The sequence below is a fragment of the Caballeronia sp. J97 genome (assembly GCF_905220305.1).
Classification (GTDB): domain Bacteria; phylum Pseudomonadota; class Gammaproteobacteria; order Burkholderiales; family Burkholderiaceae; genus Caballeronia.
Window position 1 is genome coordinate 150,234 of record NZ_CAJMZL010000013.1, and the last position, 18,378, is coordinate 168,611.

Consider the following 18,378-nt stretch of genomic DNA (forward strand, 5'->3'; position numbering starts at 1 on the left):
GCCCAATACATCCGTGTTGAAACCGTTTGAACAGATTGTGGGCGAATTGATTCAGAGTCGCCGTAACAAAGTGTTTCAGGTTGTAACCCGCGCCGCATAAGGCTCAGAGGAAATTTTCTCGCGCGAATCTTCCGATTTTCATCGATATATTGTCTGTTATTCCGATGATTTATCCGATCGGCCTAACATGACCGACAAATACCGATTTTCGGGCTCGTGCGTTTATTCTGGTTTTTCGAGAAAATCGAACGTGCGGACGCATGAAATCGATGCGCACCTTCCCGATCCGGGGGCATCTATCAATCGAAACGCTATGGAGACATGCATGACCATTGACGCAGCCTTGCTCCGATACTATCGCGCCGTCGGCGAGGCTTTCCCTGCTCTGGGGCCGGATGCGGACGCGCGGGCGGTGCGCAATCGCTTCAGCGAGGTCGCTAAAGCTTACGCCAAAGACCGCGACGATCCCGTGACGGCGGAAAACATCGAGATCCCGCTGGAAGGCCGCACGCTCGCCGCGCGCATCTACAAGCCGAAAGCAGCGCGTGGCCCGCTGCCACTCGTCGTTTACTTTCACGGCGGCGGCTGGGTGGTCGGCGATCTCGATACGCACGATGGCCTCGTCGCGCGGCTTGTGCGGGATTCGCAATGCGCTGTGGCGAGCGTCGATTACCGGCTCGCGCCCGAGCACCCGTTTCCCGCGCCATGCGACGACGCGCTCGACGCGTTGATCTGGCTTGCGGAGCATCGTTCGCGGCTCGGATTTGCGACCGACCGTCTCGCGGCAGGCGGCGACAGCGCAGGGGCGCATCTGGCGGTCGTCGCGGCGCGCGGCGCGAACGAGCGCGTGGCCGGCCTCGTCAGTTTGCAGTTGCTGCTGTATCCGGTGATGCGCCGGCAGTTCGAGAGTCCGAGTTGCATCGCCAATGCAGACGGACCGGGCCTCACGAATGAAGAAATGAAGTGGTACTGGACTCAGTTCTTCTCGGGCGGAACGCCGCATGACCACGACGTTCGCGCTTTCCCGCTCTCCGAGCCATTCGAGCGCACGCCTGCACCCGCGATCGTCGTTGCGGCGGCCTACGATCCGCTCTATGACGACGCCGTCGAACTCAAGCGCTTTCTCGAAGCGAATGGCGGGCGCGTCGACATGATCGACGCGCCCGACATGACGCACGGTTTCGGGCGCATGCATTCGCAATCGGAGGCGGCGCTCGCCTGGCTGCGCAGAATCGGCGAGCGCTCGGGCGAACTCATCCGCGCGGAGCGTTGAGCGTTATTTGAGCCACTTGTCATAGACGGCCTGAAACTCGCCCGAGGAGCGGGCGAGGTGCAGCCACTGATCGACGTACTGCTGGAACGGCACGTCGCCGCGCGGCAGCAGATATGCCTTCTCGCCGAACTGAAACGGCTTGTCGGGATGGACCGAGCACAGGCCGGGATTGAGCTTCTGCTGCAGCAGCGTTTCGGAGGCGTCCGTCACCATCACGTCCGCTTTGCCGTCGAGGATCTGCTTGAAGATCGTCACGTTGTCCGGATACTCGATCAGTTGCGAGTGCGGAAAGAACTGCTTGGCGAAGCGCTCATTCGTGCCGCCCGGATTGACGATCGTGCGCACGTTCGGCTGATCGATCTGCGCGACCGTCTGATACTTTTCGACATCGTCGCAGCGCACGATGGGCGTCTTGCCGTCTTCCATGTACGGCGCAGTGAAGAACGCGCGTTTTTGCCGCTCGAGCGTGGTCGAGATGCCGCCCACGGCGATATCGCACTTGGCGACGAAGTCGTTCATAAGGTTCGACCAGGATGTCTTCACGTACTCGGCCTTTGCCCCGAGCGACTTCGCCAGACTCTCCGCGAGATCGATGTCGATGCCCTCGAACTGCCCGTCCGGGCGCAGAAACGAGTACGGCTTGTAGTCACCCGTCGTGCAGACGCGCAGCGTGTGGCGCGCGAGGACGTCGTCGAGGCGAGAAGGCGCCGCGACAGGCGCGACCACGGCGGGTTTCGCGCCGGCGACGGTGCCGGCCTGGACCGTTTGAGCGCGCGCGGCGTTCGTCAGCGCGAGCGACATAAAAAGGGCAGTAGCGGCGAGACAGACAGACGTGCGTTGCATCGATTCTCCTGGTTCTAGTTGTGTAAGCACATCGATCATAACGAGGCCGACTGCTGTCTGAAACCCGGCCAAACGACATAGGCCGCGCTGCATGAGACTTCCCGAATGGCCGGGCTCAGTCGACGAAAACGTCCTCCCCGTCCGGTAGAATGAACGATTCTTTGCCTTAAGCATCGAGCGACGTGGCACACACTCTTCTGAACGACACCTTCCTGCGCGCGCTCCTGCGCCAGCCGACCGACTACACGCCGATCTGGCTGATGCGTCAGGCAGGACGCTATCTGCCGGAGTACAACGCGACGCGCGCCCGCGCGGGCAGTTTTCTCGGCCTCGCGAAGAATCCGGACTACGCGACCGAAGTGACGCTTCAGCCGCTCGAACGCTTTCCGCTCGACGCCGCGATTCTCTTCTCCGACATCCTCACCGTGCCCGACGCAATGGGCCTCGGTCTGAACTTCGTGCAGGGCGAGGGTCCGCGGTTCGAGCGCACCGTCCGGACCGAGGACGATGTGAAGCGCCTTGCCGTGCCGGACATCGGTGCAACGCTCTCCTACGTCACCGACGCCGTGAGCCAGATCCGCCGCGCGCTCACCGACGCGCAAGGCCGCCAGAAAGTGCCGCTGATCGGTTTCTCCGGCAGTCCGTGGACGCTCGCGTGCTACATGGTCGAAGGCGGCGGCTCGGACGACCATCGCACGGTGAAATCGATGGCTTATGCGCGCCCGGATCTGATGCATCGCATCCTCGACGTGAACGCGCAAGCCGTGACCGCCTACCTGAACGCGCAGATCGAAGCCGGCGCGCAGGCCGTGATGATCTTCGACACATGGGGCGGCGCCCTTGCAGACGGCGCGTACCAACGCTTTTCGCTCGAATACGTCGCGAAAGTGGTGGCGGGCCTGAAGCGCGAGCACGACGGCGCGCGCGTGCCGGTCATCACATTCACGAAAGGCGGCGGCCTGTGGATCGAGGAGATCGCCGCGACGGGCGTCGATGCCGTCGGTCTCGACTGGACCATGAACCTCGGCCGCGCGCGGGAAAAGGTCGGGTCGCGTGTGGCGCTGCAGGGAAATATCGATCCGAGCGTGCTGTTCGCGCCGCCCGCGGCGATCCGCACGGAAGCGCGCGCCGTGCTCGAAAGCTTCGGGAATTTTCCGGGCCACGTTTTCAATCTGGGCCACGGCATCTCGCAATTCACGCCGCCGGAGCATGTCTCGGAATTGGTCGACGAAGTCCATCGCCACAGCCGGGCAATGCGCAGCGGGCAGGCCGCGCGCTAGAACGCGTTCGAGATCGAATAGCGAACGAATGCTGCAGTGCGATTTGGCTGCGTCGGAGCGCATATTCAGGGGCCGGAGCATATCGTCCGGATCGCCCGACTCAGGCGGCGTCCGACGATGTCAAGACTGAACTTATGCACATTTTGTTCGCTGCGGCGCGCCATCAGACGTATGGCCTCCGGCAATCAATAACGTGTCTCTATGTTTGCTTTAAGCCAGTGATTTATAACGAATTTCCGGAGCTTTGCCCGAAATGTGGGCTAACGCACATAAGGGTTTCGTGACATTGTTTGCAACGAGCTCGGACGCACTTCTCAACAAAGTTATCCACAGGCCTGTGGAAAGCATCGGAAATCCAAAAATAATCGGCGGTTTACAGGCGATTCTGATGTTTCACTTTAACTTCTTCCGGCTCAGGCACGTCGCAGTGTCGGCCCATTGCGCGCGGGGCCGTGCGCGGTGATTGATCTCTTCGTGCGCGTCGCTGTCGATCAGCCCATGCCGGTGCTGTACGACTATCGCTATGCGCTGGCGGACGCGCCCGCCATCGGCATGCTGGTGCAGGTGCCGTTCGGGCGGCGGGAAGTCGTCGGGCTGATCTGCGAAATCACCCGTACAAGCGACGTGCCCGCTGACAAATTGCGCCACGTCACAACAATCTGCAAAGGATGCGCGCCGCTGTCCGAAACCTGGATCGCACTGGCCAGCTTCGCCGCCGATTACTACCAACGCGGTTTGGGCGAAGTCGCGTTGCCGGCGCTGCCTCAGGCGTTGCGTGACGCGTCGCGCTGGGATCGTCTCTTCGCAATCGAGCCGCGGTTCAGGATCCTGCCGGAAGGGCGCGCGCAACTCCCCGATGCATTGCCCGCCCGCGCGAGCGCCCTGCGCAGTCTCGCCGAAGCGCTCGCGGAACAGCCATCGCTTGGTCTGTCCGAGGCGCGCGCGCTGCATCCCAAGGCAGGCGCGACGTTCGACGACTGGCTCGCACGCGGATGGATCGAAACGGTGACGGCGAGCGTCGCCGAGCCCGACGCGAGCGCGCAAGTGTACCCGACCGGCGCCGCGCCGCTACCCGTGCTGACGGACGAACAACGCGATGCCGTCGACGCGATTTCCGGCGTGGAAGGATTCGCGCCGTTCCTGCTTCACGGCGTGACGGGCAGCGGCAAGACCGAGGTCTATTTGCACGCGCTCGCCGCGCTGCTCGCCGCGCGGCCCGACGCCCAGGCGCTCGTTCTCGTTCCCGAAATCAACCTGACGCCGCAGTTCGAGGCGGCGTTCCGTGCACGATTCGCGGCGCTCGCCGACGGCGCCATCGTCGCGATGCACAGCGGTCTTGCCGAAGGCGAGCGCGCGCGCAACTGGCTCGCGGCACACACGGAAAGCGCGCGCATCGTGCTCGGGACGCGTCTCGCGATCCTCGCGTCGATGCCGAAGCTCGCGATCATCGTCGTCGATGAAGAGCACGATCCCGCCTACAAGCAACAGGAAGGGCTGCGCTACTCCGCGCGCGATCTGGCGATCTATCGTGCGAAGCAACTGGAAATTCCCGTCGTGCTCGGCTCGGCGACGCCCTCGCTCGAAACCTGGTGGCAAGCGGAGCAGGGCCGCTACACGCGGCTGCCGCTCACGCGCCGCGCCGTTGCAGAGGCCGCGTTGCCGAGCGTGAAACTCATCGATCTGGAAGAGGAGCGACGACGCGGCCGCGCATCGGTCGAAGGATTGGCGGGGCCGCTGATCGCGGCGCTGAAGACGCGCGTCGAGCGCGGCGAGCAGAGTCTCGTGTTCCTGAACCGGCGCGGCTATGCGCCGATCCTGTCCTGCGAAGCCTGCGGCTGGGTCGCGGGCTGTCCGCGCTGCAGCGCCTATGCCGTGCTGCATAAGCCGGAACGGGCGCTACGCTGCCATCACTGCGGTTGGGAATCGCGTATTCCGAAGTCGTGTCCGGAGTGCGGCAACATCGATATCGCGCCGATGGGCCGTGGCACCCAGCGCGTCGAGGAAACGCTCGCGAGCGTGGTGCCGGGTGCGCGCGTGCTGCGCATCGACGCCGACAGCACACGTCGCAAGGGCAGCGCGCAGGCGCTCTTCTCCGACGTTCACGCGGGCGAAGTCGACATTCTGGTCGGCACGCAGATGATCGCGAAGGGTCACGACTTCCGGCGCGTGACGCTCGTCGGCGTGCTCAATGCCGACACCGCGCTCTTTTCCCACGACTTTCGCGCGAGCGAGCGGCTCTTCGCGCAACTCACGCAAGTGAGCGGGCGCGCCGGACGCGCGGGCTTGCCCGGCGAAGTAATGATCCAGACGCGCTACCCGCGTCACGCGCTGTATCAGGCGCTGTCGCGGCAAGACTATGTGGGTTTCGCCAATTCGACGCTCGCCGAACGGCGCGATGCGCGCTTGCCGCCGTTCGTCTATCAGGCGATGCTGCGCGCCGAAGGGCGCACGCTCGAAGCGGCGCTCAGGTTTCTCGAAGAAGCGGCTGCGGCGTTCGCGCCTCTACCCGGCGCGGACCGCGTGACGGTCTACGACGCGGTGCCGCTCACCATCGTGAAAGTGTTCAATGTCCATCGGGCGCAATTGCTGCTGGAAAGCGCGTCGCGGGCGGCGCTACAGGCGTCGCTGCGCGCGTGGCAACCGGTGCTGCGCTCGCTCAAGGGCGTGCTGCGCTGGAACGTCGAAGTCGATCCGCTGGACGTCTGATTCAGACTTTCGCGCGTGAAACATCGCCGGCCGCGTGCCCGCCTTGATCTGAAGCGTCGTCGGACCGATGCACGTGCGGCGACGCGCCTCGCACGAACAACACGACGCAAACCGCAAACATCGCCCAAACGCCGGCTATCACCATCCAAGTGCTCATGCTCGTTTCTCCCCGAGACCGCGGCGCATCGGCCGCGAATGCGGCGCCTCAGACGGCGCTTTGCGTTTATATCGGCGGGGCCCGATGATTTACGTAGGGGTTGTCCCAAAAATATTTGAGTTAGGGAAACTACTAGGCGATAACCGCCGGCCACGATTCCGCGGTGCACCGCTGAGAGCCTTGTGCCACAAGGGTTTCATTGTGGTGCAACCTTAGCGAAAATCTCGGTTGCACCTTTTATATCAGCGGAGTACGATTCGCCAACTTTTTACGTCTCTGGCCGGCTGAGCACGACCGGCAAACGAAGGAAATATGGCGAGCACAACCCTAGGCGTCAAAGTCGACGATCTGCTGCGTTCCCGGCTCAAAGACGCCGCGACGCGTCTCGAGCGCACTCCCCACTGGCTGATCAAGCAGGCGATCTTCGCCTATCTGGAGCGCATCGAGCACGGCCAGCTTCCGCCCGAATTGTCTGGCGCGAACGGTTCGTCCGAAATGACCGATGCCGCGCCCGTCGACGGCGATGAAGACGGCGTGCCGCATCCCTTCCTCGATTTCGCGCAGAACGTGCAGCCGCAATCCGTGTTGCGCGCGGCGATCACGGCGGCGTATCGCCGGCCGGAGCCGGAGTGCGTGCCATTCCTGATCGGCCAGGCGCGTCTTTCTCCGAATGTCGCCGCCGATACCGAAAAGCTCGCCACCCGCCTCGTCGAAGCGCTGCGCGCGAAAAGCTCGGGCGGCGGGGTCGAAGGCCTGATTCACGAATTCTCGCTGTCGAGCCAGGAAGGCGTCGCGCTGATGTGCCTCGCCGAAGCGCTCCTGCGCATTCCCGACCGCGCGACGCGCGACGCGCTGATCCGCGACAAGATCAGCAAGGGCGACTGGAAATCGCACATGGGCCAGGCGCCGTCGCTGTTCGTGAACGCGGCGACGTGGGGCCTGATGATCACGGGCAAGCTCGTGACGACGAACAGCGAAGCGGGCTTGTCGTCGGCGTTGACGCGACTGATCGGCCGTGGCGGCGAGCCGCTGATCCGCAAGGGCGTCGACATGGCGATGCGCCTGATGGGCGAGCAGTTCGTGACTGGCGAGACGATTTCCGAGGCGCTCGCGAACAGTCGCAAGTACGAGGCGCGCGGTTTCCGCTACTCCTACGACATGCTCGGCGAAGCCGCGACGACGGAAGAAGATGCGCAGCGCTACTACGCGTCCTACGAGCAGGCGATCCACGCGATCGGCAAGGCTGCCGGCGGACGCGGCATTTACGAAGGCCCGGGCATCTCGATCAAGCTTTCCGCGCTGCATCCGCGTTACTCGCGCGCGCAACAGGAACGCACGATGAACGAGCTGCTGCCGCGCGTGCGTTCGCTCGCGCAACTGGCGCGCCGCTATGACATTGGCTTGAACATCGACGCGGAAGAAGCCGATCGCCTCGAAATCTCGCTCGATCTGCTCGAAGCGCTGTGCTTCGATCCCGAGCTTGCCGGCTGGAACGGCATCGGCTTCGTGGTGCAGGGTTACCAGAAGCGCTGCCCGTTCGTGATCGACTACCTGATCGATCTCGCGCGCCGCAGCCGTCATCGTTTGATGATTCGCCTCGTGAAGGGCGCGTACTGGGACACGGAAATCAAGCGCGCTCAGGTCGACGGCCTCGAAGGCTATCCGGTCTATACGCGCAAGATCTATACGGACATCTCGTATCTGGCGTGCGCGAAGAAGCTGCTCGGCGCGCCGGATGCCGTTTATCCGCAATTCGCGACGCACAACGCGTTCACGCTCTCGGCGATCTATCACCTCGCGGGGCAGAACTACTATCCGGGCCAGTACGAGTTCCAGTGCCTGCACGGCATGGGCGAGCCGCTCTACGAAGAAGTCACCGGCCGCGACAAGCTGAATCGTCCGTGCCGCGTGTATGCGCCGGTCGGCACGCATGAAACGCTGCTCGCGTATCTCGTGCGCCGTCTGCTGGAAAATGGCGCGAACACGTCGTTCGTGAACCGCATCGCCGACGAGTCGATTCCGGTGAAGGAGCTCGTGCGCGATCCGATCGACGAAGCGCAAGCCATCACGCCGCTCGGCGCGCCGCACGCGAAGATTGCGCTGCCGCGCCAGCTCTACGGAAACGAGCGCTCGAATTCGATGGGGCTCGACCTCTCGAACGAACATCGCCTGGCGTCGCTGTCGTCGGCGTTGCTGGCGAGCGCGAATCATTCGTGGCGCGCGGAGCCGATGCTCGAAGGCGGCGACATCGCCAATGGACCCCCACGCGACGTGCGCAATCCGTCGGACTTGCGCGATCTCGTCGGCACGGTCGTGGAAGCGTCGCCGGAGCAGGTGAGCGCCGCGATCGCCAACGCGGTCGCAGCCGCGCCGATCTGGCAGGCGACGCCCGTCGAAGACCGCGCCGATTGCCTCGCGCGCGCCGCCGACCTGCTCGAAGCGCAGATGCACACGCTGATGGGCCTCGTCGTGCGCGAAGCGGGCAAGTCGCTGCCGAACGCCATTGCGGAAATTCGCGAGGCCATCGATTTCCTGCGTTATTACGCGTCGCAGATTCGCGCGGAGTTCTCGAACGATACGCATCGCCCGCTCGGTCCGGTCGTGTGCATCAGCCCGTGGAATTTCCCGCTCGCGATTTTCATGGGTCAGGTCGCCGCCGCGCTCGCGGCAGGCAATCCGGTGCTCGCGAAGCCCGCGGAACAAACGCCGCTGATCGCCGCGCAAGCCGTGCGCCTTCTGCGCGAAGCGGGCGTGCCCGCGGGCGCAGTGCAATTGCTGCCGGGCAATGGCGAGACCGTGGGCGCGGCGCTGGTCGCCGATCCGCGCACGCGCGCCGTCATGTTCACCGGCTCGACGGAAGTCGCGCGCCTCATCAACAAGACGCTCTCCGAACGCCTCGATCCGGACGGCCGCCCGATTCCGCTGATCGCCGAGACCGGCGGGCAAAACGCGATGATCGTCGATTCGTCGGCGCTGGCGGAGCAAGTGGTCGCGGACGTGCTGCAGTCGTCGTTCGATTCGGCCGGACAGCGCTGCTCGGCGCTGCGCGTGCTGTGCCTGCAGGACGATGTCGCCGATCGCACGCTCGAAATGCTCACCGGCGCGATGAACCAGCTCGCGGTCGGCAATCCGGATCGCCTGTCGACGGACGTCGGCCCCGTGATCGACGCGGACGCGAAGCGCGGCATCGACGCGCATATCGCCGGGATGCGCGACAAGGGCCGCAATGTCACGCAACTGCCGCTGCCCGACAACTGCGCGCAAGGCACCTTCGTGCCGCCGACGCTGATCGAGCTCGACAGCATCGACGAACTCAAGCGCGAGGTGTTCGGCCCGGTGCTGCATGTGGTGCGATACCGCCGTTCGAACCTTGATAAACTCCTCGACCAAATTCGCTCGACGGGTTACGGCCTCACGCTCGGCATCCATACGCGTATCGACGAAACCATCGCGCATGTGATCGCGCGGGCGCACGTCGGCAACATTTATGTGAACCGGAATGTGATCGGCGCGGTGGTCGGCGTGCAGCCGTTCGGCGGCGAAGGCCTGTCGGGCACGGGTCCGAAGGCGGGCGGCGCATTGTATTTGCAGCGCTTGCTGGCGAAACGCCCGACCGGCTTGCCGAAATCGCTCGCGAGCACGCTCGTGGTCGATCAGGTCGCGTCGAAGGACACGCCCACCGCGGCGCTGACCGCATTGCGCGACTGGGCGATCGGCGAACGCGATCCGCAGACGGCCGCGCGCTGCGATGGTTATCTGCAGCACGTGATGGCGGGTGCGACGACGGTGCTGAACGGTCCGACCGGCGAGCGCAACACCTATACGCTCGGGGCGCGCGGCACGGTGCTGTGCGTGGCGGCGACGGCGAGCGGCGCGCGTGCGCAACTCGCGGCCGTGCTCGCGACGGGCAACAAGGCGTTGTTCTCGGGCTCGGCGGGCGAGCAACTGACGGCGTCGCTGCCGGCATCGCTCAAGCCTTTCGCGTTCGTGAAGAAGGCCGGCGATGCAGCCGCCGACTTCGACGCGGTCTTGTTCGAAGGCGACAGCGACGAGCTGCTGTCGCTCGTGAAGGAAGTCGCGAAGCGCCCGGGCCCGATCGTATCGGTGCAGGGCGTGGCTGCGGGAGCGTTCGCCGACGCTGGCCACGACGGCGAAGACTACGCGCTCGAACGTCTGCTGACGGAACGCTCGGTGAGCGTGAACACGGCGGCGGCGGGCGGCAATGCGAATTTGATGACGATCGGTTGAGGCACCCCTCGAGCGCTCGATTCAAGCGAATTCAAACAAGCGGCAGCAGGCACGGCGATCCCGGCACAAGCTGCCATCCACACTGGAACCAGGAGAAGCTATGAAGCACACGATGACCAAGCTGGCAGCAGCCATGACGCTCGCCGGCCTGTCGCTCGCGGGGACCGCAGTTGCACAGCAAGTCGAGGACGTGAAGGTCGGTTATGCCGGTCCGTTGACCGGTGCGCAGGCGCACTACGGCAAGGACATGCAAAACGGCATCACGCTCGCCGTCGAAGATTTCAACGCCACGAAGCCGATGATCGGCGGCAAGCCGGTTCGCATCGTGCTGAACTCGGCGGACGATCAGGCCGACCCGCGCACGGGCACGACCGTCGCGCAGCGCCTCGTCGACGATGGCATCAAGGGCATGCTCGGCCACTTCAATTCGGGCACGACGATCCCGGCATCGCGCATCTACGCGAACGCGGGCATTCCCGAAATCGCGATGGCGACGGCGCCCGAGTACACGACGCAAGGCTTCAAGACGGCCTTCCGCATGATGACCTCCGACACGCAGCAAGGCTCGGTCGCGGGTGAATTCGCGGTGAAGAACCTGAAGGTCAAGAAGATCGCGATCGTCGATGACCGCACGGCCTACGGCCAGGGTCTCGCCGACCAGTTCGAGAAGGCGGCGAAGGCCGCGGGCGGCACGATCGTCGACCGTGAATTCACGAACGACAAGGCCGTGGACTTCAAGGCGATTCTGACGAAGATCAAGTCGACGAACCCGGACCTCGTGTACTACGGCGGCGCTGATTCGCAAGCCGGCCCGATGGTCAAGCAGATGAAGACGCTCGGCTTCCGCGCGCCGCTGATGGCGGGCGAAATGGTGAAGACCGACACGTTCCTGAAGATCGCGGGCGACGCGTCCGACGGCACGGTGGCATCGCTCGCCGGCCTGCCGATGGACGAAATGCCTGGCGGCGCGGATTACTCGGCGAAGTACAAGAAGCGCTTCAACGAAGACGTGCAGACCTACTCGCCGTACGCCTATGACGGCGCGATGGCCATGTTCAACGCGATGAAGGCGGCGAACTCGACGGACCCGGCGAAGTACCTGCCGTTCCTCGCGAAGACCGACATGCAGGGCGTGACGGCGAAGCACCTGTCGTACGACTCGAAGGGCGATCTGAAGAACGGCGGGATCACGCTGTATAAGGTCGTCGGCGGGAAGTGGACGACGTTGCAGAGCGTGGGTGGGAAGTAAGGGCTTTTTGCTCTGAGTCGATGGAAAGCCTCGTGATTCAGGTCACGAGGCTTTTTTGTTTTTGGCGTCGCGTTTATTCCCCGTCAACATCGCCCGAATCAAATTCTCCCGCGTCCAGAAACTCATCAGCACGGCCGCCGCGACATGCACGCACACGCAAACCTCGACGGCAATCGCCAGCCACGCATGAATCTCCTGCGGCCAGTCCTCGCCCCAGAAAGCATCGAGCCGCATGATCCACCCCGACACCGCGAGCGCGAGAATCAGGAACCAGAGAAAAAGCGCCATCAATCCGCCGAGCGGATTATGTGACACGTGATGCATCGGCTTGCCCTTCGCAAGCGACGCCAGATATTCAAAGAGATGCGACCGCGTAGGCCACCACGCCGCAAACCGCGCATGACGCGACCCGGCGAAACCCCACACGATACGCGCGACCACGAGCCCCGCCGCGACATACCCGAGCAGCCGATGCGTGGAATCCGTCGGCCCGAACAGATTCCACAACACGATGCCCGCGACGGCCCAATGCGTGAGCCGAACCCAGATATCCCAGACTTTCACGGGCGTCGTCATCGACACATCGACGCTTACTCGACTTCCGATTTCACGACAGCCAGCGTTTTCGTGTCGTAATAGATCTCGACCTTCTTGCCATTCTTGTCATGGCCGTAGATCTCGTAGCAATTGCCGTCGACCTTGAACTTGCGGATCTTGTAGCCCTGCGCCTCGAGTTGCGCCTTGGCATCCGATTCCTTCATCCACTCGCTCTTCGGATGCGCCGTGCAGTCCGCCTTCGCGAACGCCGCGCCCGAAAAACCCAACGCCAACGACAAAGCCAGAATCTTAAGCATCGCTAACTCCCGGTGTTTTTGAACTGGCTACTCTACTGCCACCGGGAGCGCGCTGCAAGCGTGTTGAAAGTTTGTCCGTCAACGCTTGCCTTGCTGGCGAATTTGTTCGAGTGTCGCGCCCGGCGTGCTTTGATCCTGCGGAATGCGGATCTCGATGATCGCGGGCAAACCGGAATTCCGCGCGCGCTCGAACGCGGGCATGAACTGGTCCGTGGTTTCGACCAGTTCGCCGTGCGCCCCGAACGCGCGCGCAAACGCCGCGAAGTCCGGATTCGTGAGTCCCGTTCCGTGCACGCGATTCGGATAATGCCGCTCCTGATGCATGCGGATCGTCCCGTATTGCGCGTTGTTCACGACGATGAAAATCACCGCCAACCCATATTGCATCGCCGTGGCGATTTCCTGGCTCGACATCATGAAGCAGCCGTCGCCGGCGAACGCAATCACCGTGCGCTCCGGATACAGCGACTTCGCGGCGATCGCGGCGGGCACGCCGTAGCCCATCGCACCGCTCGTCGGCGCGCATTGCGACCGGAAATGCCGATATGAATAGTGCCGATGCAGCCACGTCGCGTAATTGCCCGCGCCGTTGGTGAGAATCGAGTCGGCCGGAATCGTCTCTGCGAGCTGACGCATGATCTCGCCGAGCTGTACGTCCCCCAGCATCGGGCGCGGCTTGCGCCATTCCAGATACGCGGCGTGCGCGGCTTCGGCCTCGCCGTTCCACGCGATGTTCGACGGCGGCTGAAGCGCGGCGAGCATCGACGCGATCTCCGGCATGCCCGAGACGATCGGCAGATCCGCGCTGTACACGCGCCCGAGTTCCTCCGCGCCCTGATGCACGTGGATGAGCGTCTGCTTCGTCTTCGGGATGTCGAGCAGCGTGTAGCCGCCCGTCGTCGATTCGCCCATGCGCGGGCCGAGCACGAAGAGCACGTCGGCATCGCGCACGCGCGCGGCCAGCGCCGGATTGATGCCGAGACCGACATCGCCCGCATAGTTCGGATGCTCGTTGGAGAGCGTGTCCTGATAGCGGAACGCGCAGCCCGCCGGCAGCTTCCATTGCTCGACGAAGCGCGCGAAGTCCTGCGTTGCCTCGGTCGTCCAGCCGCTGCCGCCCGCGATCACGAACGGCTTTTTCGCGTGGGCGAGCAACTCGCGCAAGCGCTCGATCTGCGCCGCCGAGGGCGATGCCGCCACGCGCTGATAACGCGGCGCGGGCGGTGCGGCGTCGACCGCTTCGGTGAGCATGTCCTCCGGCAGCGCCAGCACGACCGGACCCGGGCGGCCCGACGTCGCCGTGTGAAATGCGTGACTCATATATTCAGGCACGCGGCGCGGATCGTCGATCTGCGCGACCCACTTCGCCATCTGCCCGAACATGCGCCGATAGTCGATTTCCTGAAACGCCTCACGATCCATGTGATCCCGCGCGCACTGGCCGATGAGCAGGATCATCGGCGTGGAATCCTGAAATGCCGTATGCACGCCGATCGACGCATGGGTCGCGCCCGGCCCGCGCGTCACGATCGCGATGCCCGGTTTGCCCGTCAGCTTGCCGACCGCCTCGGCCATGTTCGCCGCGCCCGCCTCATGGCGGCAGACGATCGTCTGGATCTGCGAGGTTTCGTCGTGCAGGGAATCGAGCACGGCGAGAAAGCTCTCGCCGGGCACGCAGAACACGCGCTCGACGCCGTGATGAACGAGCGCATCGACGACGAGTCGCGCGCCGGTGGTTTGATCCTGTGAGGAAGAGACTGCGGACGCCATGCGAAGAGATCTCCTTTGATTGTCCGGCGCAGCCGGGATGCGCGCCGCTCTTGGGCGAATCGCCCTAGAGCTTACGCCCTCGCGCACGCGCGCGGAGTCGTGCGAAGCGGAATCTTTTTCCGGCGGACGCGCTCGCTCGCGCCGGGCCGCGCATTTCCATCAGCCGAAATACCCCTTTTTCTCACCGTTTATCCAGCGATGGACAAAAGACGAAGTTCGCAATAATGGCCTCACTGAAAAGCGGACACGGCCGAAGGCCCGGTGGCTCCGCCTTGCAAAGATCGCAGTCACACCTCATCGGGGGCAAGTTTGAACATTCGTAAATTCATCGGCGCGAACAGCCGCGACGCACTGCGCCAGGTTCGTGAAACGCTTGGCCCCGATGCAGTGGTGTTGTCCAATCGCACGCTGGACGACGGCTCCGTCGAGATCGTCGGTGTCGCGGACAGCGATATCGCGTCGATCTCGCCCGCCGCGAAGGAGCAGGCCGAGCGCTCGGCAGGCACGTCGCGCGCCGCGCTGGCCGCTGCCGCTGCCGCGCTGCCCGCGAAGCAGTCCGCCGCGAATCCCTACGCGAGCGGCGACGTGTTTTCGTCGGTCTTCGGCGCGAACACCGACGCCGACGATGAATTCCACGCCGAGCCGGAAGCTCGGGCAGACGACGAAGCGCCGCGCACGATGGCCGACTCGAATCCGTGGCTGATCGAGCATGCGAAGCGCATCGCGCAACAGGCATCGATGCCGTCGAACCGTCCTCTGACGGCATCGGCCGCGATCGCACGCGGCATGGGCGTGCCGGTTCCGGTCGCGGCGCAGGAAGCGCGCGCCGGGAAGACGCCCGAATCGGGCAAGTACGCGATGCACCAGCAAGCGAAGCGCGCCGAAGTACCCGTCGAACAGAAGGTCGCGACACCCGACTGGGCGCGCGAAGCCGCGCAAGTCGCCGCGCGCCGCGCCGCGCAGAAGATCAACGCCGGCGCGCCGCACGCCGATGCGCCGGCAGCGAACGCCGCGCCGGCCGCGCCGGAAGGCGCCTTCGAAGGTTTGCCCGCGAACGCGGCGGCCGTCGTCACTGAATCGATCCGCGCGCGCATGGAGCAGGTCGTCAACGAAACGGTGATGAACGAGCTCTCGTCGATGCGTTCGATGATGGAAGAGCACTTTTCCGGCCTTCTGTGGGGCGAGCGCCAGCGCCGCAATCCGACGGGCGGCCTGCTGACCAAGCGTCTTTTCGCCGCCGGTTTCTCCGCGCAGCTCGTCCGCATGATGGTGGACAACATGCCGGAGATGGAAAGCGTCGAAGGCGCGCTCGAGTGGGTGCAGCAAGTGCTCGAATCGAATATCCCGGTGATGGACAGCGAAGACGCGCTGATGGAGCGCGGCGGCGTGTTCGCACTGATGGGCCCGACAGGCGTCGGCAAGACGACCACGACGGCGAAGCTCGCGGCGCGCTGCGTGATGCGTTTCGGCGCCAGCAAGGTCGCGCTGCTCACGACCGACAGCTACCGTATCGGCGCGCACGAGCAACTGCGCATCTTCGGCAAGATTCTCGGCGTGTCGGTTCACGCGGTGAAGGACGCCGCCGACCTGCAGCTCGCGCTCTCGGAGTTGCGCAACAAACATATCGTGCTGATCGACACGATCGGCATGAGCCAGCGCGATCGCATGGTGTCGGATCAGATCGCGATGCTGTGCGGCGCGGGCCATCCGGTGCAGCGCATCCTGCTGCTCAACGCGACGAGCCACGGCGACACGCTCAACGAAGTCGTACAGGCCTACAAGAGCGCCGCGGATCAGCCGCCGCTCGCGGGCTGCATCCTGACCAAGCTCGACGAAGCGACCAATCTCGGCGGCGTGCTCGATACGGTCATCCGCTACAAGCTGCCCGTGCACTACGTGTCGACGGGCCAGAAGGTGCCGGAGAACCTGTACGTCGCGACCAAGCGTTTTCTCATCAAGAGCGCGTTCTGCATTCCGCGCGACAACTCGCCGTTCGTGCCGCAGGACGAAGAAGTGCCGGCGCTGCTCTCCGCATTGTCCGCGCGCGCGACGACCGAACTGCATGGGGTGCACTTTGGATAAGTTCGTGCTCGATCAGGCGGAAGGTCTGCGACGGCTCCTCACGCGCGCCGGTTCGCGCGTGGTGGCGGTCGCAGGCGGTCCGGCGGGCATCGGATGCACGTCGGCGGTGGTGAATCTCGGCGCGGCGCTGTCCGTGCACGGCAAGGATGTGCTCGTCATCGACGAGCATCGGAACGCGGAATCGGTGAGCCGCCTCGCGGGCATCGAAGGCGCGGGCGCGCTCGCCGCGGTGATGTCGGGCCGCCGCATGCTCGGCGATGCCGTCGAGCGCACGCCGTTCGGCTTCTCGCTGATCGCAGCGCCGCGCGACGAACGCATCGTTCACGATGCCGGTCAATGCCGCGCGTTGCTCGACGGCCCCGCGGACATCGTGCTGATCGATGCGCAACTCGATCGCCACGGCGCACTGTCGACGCTCGCGGCGCAGGCGCATGACTTTCTCATCGTGACGCGGGTGGCCGCGTCGGCGATCACCGAGGCGTATGCGTGCATGAAGCGTCTGCACTACGCCCATGCGATCGGCCAGTTCCGCGTGCTCGTCAATCACGTGCAGAACCCGGCCGACGCGGCGGTCGCGTTCGACAACCTGTCGGGGGTCGCGAGCCGGTATCTGGCCGTGTCGCTCGTGCAGGCAGGGTATGTGTCCGAGGATGCGCGCGTCACTCGGGCAAAGGAACTCTCACGCTGCGCAGTCGAAGCGTTCCCGGCCACGGCCGCGGCGCGCGACTACCGCGCGATCGCGGCGGAGCTCCTGCACTGGCCGATGCGTCCCGCGCCCTATGTGCGCGCGGCGGTCGGACAGGCAGACGCGCGAATTCCGGTTAGCGACTCTGTACAGGGCGCGCGGGAGGCGTCGCATCGTGCGGCTGCGCTTCACGACTTCGCAATGAGCAGCACGGCGTCGATGTGATCAACATAGGTGACCAAGATGTATAACGCCCAAGGCAAACTCTCACAGTCGGACGTGCTGACGAAATATGCACCGCTCGTTCGCCGGCTGGGGCTTCAGCTCGTCGCCAAGATGCCGGCGAGCGTCGATCTCGACGATCTGATTCAGGCCGGCATGATCGGCCTCCTGGATGCGGCGAGCCGCTACAAGGAAGATCAAGGCGCGCAGTTCGAGACCTACGCGAGCCAGCGCATTCGCGGCGCGATGCTTGACGAGCTGCGCGCCAACGACTGGCTGCCGCGCAGCATGCGCAAGACGTCGCGCGAAGTGGAATCGGCGGTGCACAAGGTCGAGCAGAACCTCGGCCGCTCGGCGAGCGAGACGGAAATCGCCGAGCACATGAACATGCCGCTGCCCGAGTATCAGTCGATGCTGCAGGACTTGCACGGCAGCCAGTTGATCTACTACGAAGACTTCGATCGCTCCGCCGACGACGAGCCGTTCCTCGACCGCTATTGCGTCGATCGTTCGGACCCGCTTTCGGCGCTGCTCGACGATAGCCTGCGCGGCGCGCTGATCGAAGCCATCGACAAGCTGCCCGAACGCGAGAAGCTGCTGATGAGCCTCTACTACGAACGCGGCCTGAACCTGCGCGAGATCGGCGCGGTAATGGAAGTGAGCGAATCGCGCGTGTGCCAGTTGCACAGCCAGGCGGTCGCGCGTCTGCGCGCGAAGCTGCGTGAGCAGGCGTGGACGAGCGTCGAGGCCTGACGACGCCTCCCGTTGTTCACTCAAGACAGGCAAGCGCGCGGGGTTCGGTATCCGACTCGCGCGCTTTGCTTTTTAGCGGCAGCCGGTGCTCAGCTCAGCGAATCGTTCAGCAACGTGAACCGTCCGCAACCTTCATCATCTGGTTGATGGGCCCGACCCGTTTTACCCAGAGCGAGTCATATTTCTTGCACGTAAGGGCGGTGTTTTCCCCGAGTTCCATTTCGGTCACGTTTGCCACCTCTTCATGTTGAACAGA

The 18,378-nt window shown here is 64.4% G+C and carries 12 protein-coding genes; 8 read left to right on the forward strand and 4 right to left on the reverse strand.

Annotation, left to right across the window (positions count from 1 at the left end):
* Positions 1-325 precede the first annotated feature (325 nt).
* On the forward strand, positions 326-1,273 hold the full coding sequence (locus U4Y90_RS18550; RefSeq protein ID WP_321796653.1) for an alpha/beta hydrolase: 948 nt from the start codon (positions 326-328) through the stop codon (positions 1,271-1,273).
* Positions 1,274-1,276: 3 nt separating this feature from the next.
* Here the strand turns inward: U4Y90_RS18550 and U4Y90_RS18555 are convergent, their stop codons facing one another.
* Positions 1,277-2,116, reverse strand: a complete 840-nt coding sequence (locus U4Y90_RS18555; RefSeq protein ID WP_321796654.1) for a transporter substrate-binding domain-containing protein — start codon at positions 2,114-2,116, stop codon at positions 1,277-1,279.
* Positions 2,117-2,298: 182 nt separating this feature from the next.
* On the opposite strand from U4Y90_RS18555, the gene hemE reads away from it, so the two are divergent.
* The 4 genes from hemE (at position 2,299) to U4Y90_RS18575 (ending at position 11,756) form a co-directional block, all read left to right on the forward strand.
* The gene (hemE, locus tag U4Y90_RS18560; protein WP_321796655.1) at positions 2,299-3,396 is read left to right on the forward strand and encodes a uroporphyrinogen decarboxylase; all 1,098 of its coding nucleotides are present in this window, start codon (positions 2,299-2,301) and stop codon (positions 3,394-3,396) included.
* A gap of 459 nt (positions 3,397-3,855) precedes the next feature.
* Positions 3,856-6,102: a primosomal protein N' gene (locus U4Y90_RS18565; RefSeq protein WP_321796657.1), complete on the forward strand. Its 2,247-nt coding sequence runs from the start codon at positions 3,856-3,858 to the stop codon at positions 6,100-6,102.
* A 469-nt stretch (positions 6,103-6,571) separates the two neighbouring features.
* A complete protein-coding gene (gene putA, locus U4Y90_RS18570) occupies positions 6,572-10,507 on the forward strand; it encodes a trifunctional transcriptional regulator/proline dehydrogenase/L-glutamate gamma-semialdehyde dehydrogenase (protein ID WP_321796659.1) in 3,936 nt (1,311 codons plus the stop codon).
* A 100-nt stretch (positions 10,508-10,607) separates the two neighbouring features.
* A complete protein-coding gene (locus U4Y90_RS18575) occupies positions 10,608-11,756 on the forward strand; it encodes a branched-chain amino acid ABC transporter substrate-binding protein (protein ID WP_321796660.1) in 1,149 nt (382 codons plus the stop codon).
* A 42-nt stretch (positions 11,757-11,798) separates the two neighbouring features.
* On the opposite strand, the gene U4Y90_RS18580 is transcribed toward U4Y90_RS18575, so the two are convergent.
* The 3 genes from U4Y90_RS18580 to U4Y90_RS18590 all read right to left on the reverse strand — a co-directional run bounded on the left by U4Y90_RS18580 (position 11,799) and on the right by U4Y90_RS18590 (position 14,380).
* On the reverse strand, positions 11,799-12,332 hold the full coding sequence (locus U4Y90_RS18580; protein ID WP_321796661.1) for a cytochrome b/b6 domain-containing protein: 534 nt from the start codon (positions 12,330-12,332) through the stop codon (positions 11,799-11,801).
* A gap of 14 nt (positions 12,333-12,346) precedes the next feature.
* Positions 12,347-12,610 (reverse strand): PepSY domain-containing protein, encoded by a 264-nt coding sequence (locus U4Y90_RS18585; protein ID WP_044041758.1) that lies wholly within the window; start codon positions 12,608-12,610, stop codon positions 12,347-12,349.
* Between the two features lie 78 nt (positions 12,611-12,688).
* Positions 12,689-14,380: a thiamine pyrophosphate-binding protein gene (locus U4Y90_RS18590; RefSeq protein ID WP_321796665.1), complete on the reverse strand. Its 1,692-nt coding sequence runs from the start codon at positions 14,378-14,380 to the stop codon at positions 12,689-12,691.
* 309 nt (positions 14,381-14,689) lie between these two features.
* Between U4Y90_RS18590 and flhF the strand changes: the two genes are divergently transcribed.
* The 3 genes from flhF to U4Y90_RS18605 are packed head-to-tail and all read left to right on the forward strand — an operon-like array spanning position 14,690 to position 18,122.
* A complete protein-coding gene (gene flhF / locus U4Y90_RS18595) occupies positions 14,690-16,462 on the forward strand; it encodes a flagellar biosynthesis protein FlhF (RefSeq protein ID WP_321796666.1) in 1,773 nt (590 codons plus the stop codon).
* Complete coding sequence (locus U4Y90_RS18600) at positions 16,455-17,372, forward strand: MinD/ParA family protein (protein WP_321796667.1); 918 nt, start codon at positions 16,455-16,457, stop codon at positions 17,370-17,372. The genes flhF and U4Y90_RS18600 overlap by 8 nt, the downstream gene beginning before the upstream one ends.
* Positions 17,373-17,390: 18 nt before the next feature.
* Positions 17,391-18,122 carry an RNA polymerase sigma factor FliA gene (locus tag U4Y90_RS18605; protein WP_321796668.1) on the forward strand — a complete coding sequence of 244 codons (732 nt, stop codon included), beginning with the start codon at positions 17,391-17,393 and terminating at the stop codon, positions 18,120-18,122.
* Positions 18,123-18,378: the final 256 nt, after the last annotated feature.

What these genes read in the sequence shown, in the direction of transcription:
- U4Y90_RS18550 (WP_321796653.1), top strand. Translation starts at nt 326, where the DNA reads ATGACCATTGACGCAGCCTTGCTCCGATACTATCGCGCCGTCGGCGAG.
- U4Y90_RS18555 (WP_321796654.1), bottom strand. Translation starts at nt 2,116, where the DNA reads ATGCAACGCACGTCTGTCTGTCTCGCCGCTACTGCCCTTTTTATGTCG.
- putA (WP_321796659.1), top strand. Translation starts at nt 6,572, where the DNA reads ATGGCGAGCACAACCCTAGGCGTCAAAGTCGACGATCTGCTGCGTTCC.
- U4Y90_RS18575 (WP_321796660.1), top strand. Translation starts at nt 10,608, where the DNA reads ATGAAGCACACGATGACCAAGCTGGCAGCAGCCATGACGCTCGCCGGC.
- U4Y90_RS18580 (WP_321796661.1), bottom strand. Translation starts at nt 12,332, where the DNA reads ATGACGACGCCCGTGAAAGTCTGGGATATCTGGGTTCGGCTCACGCAT.
- U4Y90_RS18585 (WP_044041758.1), bottom strand. Translation starts at nt 12,610, where the DNA reads ATGCTTAAGATTCTGGCTTTGTCGTTGGCGTTGGGTTTTTCGGGCGCG.
- U4Y90_RS18590 (WP_321796665.1), bottom strand. Translation starts at nt 14,380, where the DNA reads ATGGCGTCCGCAGTCTCTTCCTCACAGGATCAAACCACCGGCGCGCGA.
- U4Y90_RS18605 (WP_321796668.1), top strand. Translation starts at nt 17,391, where the DNA reads ATGTATAACGCCCAAGGCAAACTCTCACAGTCGGACGTGCTGACGAAA.